4 protein-coding genes are annotated in these 2,505 nt (G+C 61.7%); 1 reads left to right on the forward strand and 3 read right to left on the reverse strand.

The annotated features are described in order from the left end of the window. Positions 1–1,296: hypothetical protein (locus FJY68_14200; protein MBM3332974.1), on the forward strand; the 1,296-nt coding region annotated here is incomplete at its 5' end. A gap of 92 nt (positions 1,297–1,388) precedes the next feature. On the opposite strand, the gene FJY68_14205 is transcribed toward FJY68_14200, so the two are convergent. The 3 genes from FJY68_14205 to FJY68_14215 all read right to left on the reverse strand — a co-directional run bounded on the left by FJY68_14205 (position 1,389) and on the right by FJY68_14215 (position 2,393). Further along, complete coding sequence (locus tag FJY68_14205) at positions 1,389–1,649, reverse strand: type II toxin-antitoxin system RelE/ParE family toxin (protein MBM3332975.1); 261 nt, start codon at positions 1,647–1,649, stop codon at positions 1,389–1,391. Beyond that, entirely contained in the window at positions 1,630–1,827 is a 198-nt protein-coding gene (locus FJY68_14210; GenBank protein MBM3332976.1) for a hypothetical protein, read from the reverse strand. Before FJY68_14210 ends, FJY68_14205 begins: the two co-directional genes overlap by 20 nt. Positions 1,828–2,018: 191 nt before the next feature. Next, on the reverse strand, positions 2,019–2,393 hold the full coding sequence (locus FJY68_14215) for a hypothetical protein (GenBank protein MBM3332977.1): 375 nt from the start codon (positions 2,391–2,393) through the stop codon (positions 2,019–2,021). Positions 2,394–2,505: the final 112 nt, after the last annotated feature.

A 2,505-nucleotide genomic window follows, 5' to 3' on the forward strand; every position in this document is an offset into this window, starting at 1 on the left:
GAGCACGAGATACTGGACTGCTCTACCTATCAGGTGCTGGCGCGGATTCCGAGGTCCTATGACAACAGTTGGGGCTACACTTCCTGGAACTGGCGCAGACAGAAGCTCTATGTCGGTTTCAACCCGTTTCCCGAGAGCTTGGTGGTGATCGACATGGCTGCCGACACGCTGGTGACCACGATCGCGGGGAGCGGAATGGGTAGCGCCTACGTAGCGTCAACCGACCGTCTCTACCGAGGCACGGAATCATGTCTGGTGGCGTTGGACTGCGCCGCCGACACGGTTGTGCGGACGATTCCGTCACCGCTCTCCGGCTACCAATTCTTCTACCCGGCGTGGGACTCGGTCGGCGACAAGTTGTACGTCTCCCTGGGTGGCTGGGCACTTCCGCCCAAAGTGACGGTGTACGACTGCGCGACAGACTCGCTGCTGACCATCATCGACATCCCCGACCCGTACCGCACCCACGAGATGAACTTCGACTACGTCCACGATAAGGCCTACTACTCGACCAACGGATTATCCGGGCGCGGCGGAGTGATCGACACTCGGCAAGATACGGTCGTAAAGCGGTTCCCGTTCGACGCAATAGCGCTGTTTAACACCGAGATAGCGCTCAATACCAAGGATCACAAGGCCTACGTTCTTGGCACTGCAGACACAGCTACCGGTGGATCGGCCCTCTATGTGATCGACTGCGACACCGACTCCGTCGTCAGGAAGATAGAGTTTCCCCACAGGCCATGGCCCGTGCAACTGGTGCGCTGGGTGCCGTGGAGCAATCGGGTCTACGTCTCTTGGATGAACGTGCCGGCGGGTTTTGATCTTGGGATGTACGTGGTCGACTGCAACACCGATTCCCTCATCGTGGACAACTGGGTTCTGGGCTACTGGCCACCGTACGACTTTCAGATCGACCCGGTCCGCGAGCGGGTTTTCGCCATCGGCTGTGAGAGTACGTCGGTCCACGTCCTGCGCGACACCGGCTACGGGGGAGTTGTTGAAGCCAGGCCAGCCGGGCCGCGTCTCGCTTCGGTCTTGCAGGTACAGCCGACGTCAGGTGGGTACGAGGTGAGCTACTCCGTTGCCTCGCCCTGCCGGGTAGACCTTTCGGTCTCCGACCTGATTGGCCGAGAGGTCAGGCAACTCGTGACAGGCGAACAGCCGGCAGGCCGGCACCGGGCCATTTGGGACCGCCGCGACCAGGAAGGGGCTGCGGTTCCCGGAGGTATCTACTTTGTCCACCTTAGCACGCCTGACTTCGCCGCGGTCAAGAAGGCGGTGGTGACGAGATGAGCGGCAAGTAGACAGAATACGGTAGACAGTAGACAGGGCGGGGCGGGCGCAAGTCCGCCCCTAGCTTGGAGATATCTAGGACGCGAAAGCGGCTAGCGGTAGGCCTCGCGTCGGTGACGGACGTGGAAGATGCAGACGACGCCAGGCACAGCTCCGTACTCGTAGATGACGCGGTAGTCCCCGACCCGGATCCGGTGCAGGTGCTCAGCGCCGACGAGCTTGCGGCTGCCTGCTGGTACGGGGTTGGTCGCCAGTTGTTCGACAGCGGCGACGACGCGCGGTATCTGTTTGCGGTCTATGCCGCGCAGGTCACGCTCGGCCGAGCGCTTCCATTCAACGCGGCAGGAGGCCACCGGCCTTCAGCCTTTTCTTGACCGAAGCGAAAGGGACCGCGGGCTCGTTTCGGCGCTCGGCCACAACCGCGAGGTCATGCAGATCCTCCAGTAGTTCCTCGTATTCGTCTACCGGAACGACCACCGACACGCGCTTTCCCTTTCGGTCCACGATGAACCGATTCCTAGTGACTGCCATGGGACTTTCATTCTAGCGCTGCCTTGTTCGTGGTCAATCGGTGCGGTACTTGCGGTCGATGAAGAAGGTCGTGGTCGCGCGCTAGCGCGCGAGAGTAGAGAGTCGGGAGTAGAGAGTAGTCCGAAAGCGAAGGGGCGGGCGAAAGCCCGCCCCTGATCCTGAGGCGAGGTGCGACATACGTCAGCCTGCGGCTACGGTGCCGGCGCGGGGACGCTGAAGACGTCGGTGCGGATCGCGGCGAGGACCTCGGGTCTGAGACCGCGATTCTGCCACTTCTCAAGCAGGATCTGGGCTTCCCGCGCGAGGGTCGGGCCGGAGATGGATCGGCCGTGCGAGAGGCGGAACAACTGCCGGGCGAAGTCGAGGTAGAAGACGATAAACATCGTGTCGACGCCGCTGGAGTCCAGCACCTGCTTTGTCTCCGTCTCGTTTGAGCACAGTGCTACGAGCGAAGCCTGGTAGCGGTCGCACATGTCGGCATAGATACGGGCGGTCGTCTGCGCGGCAATCTCCGGCGAGTACTTCGCCTGCCAGCGCGAGAGTCGGCGAGTTACTACGGAGAGCACTAAATGTTTGACAGCTTGAGGTCATGTTGCCGCATATCGGACGTGCTCTTCCGCAAAGTAACTCCTGACCACTTCTGGCTGGCGTTGCCGGCTGCGTAGGTAGGATCGGGCC

The organism is candidate division WOR-3 bacterium, assembly GCA_016867815.1.
Taxonomy (GTDB): domain Bacteria; phylum Hydrothermota; class Tepidihabitantia; order Tepidihabitantales; family Tepidihabitantaceae; genus UBA2258.

Excerpts from the sequence above, each read along its gene's own strand:
- FJY68_14210 (MBM3332976.1), bottom strand. The coding sequence starts at position 1,827 with ATGGCAGTCACTAGGAATCGGTTCATCGTGGACCGAAAGGGAAAGCGC.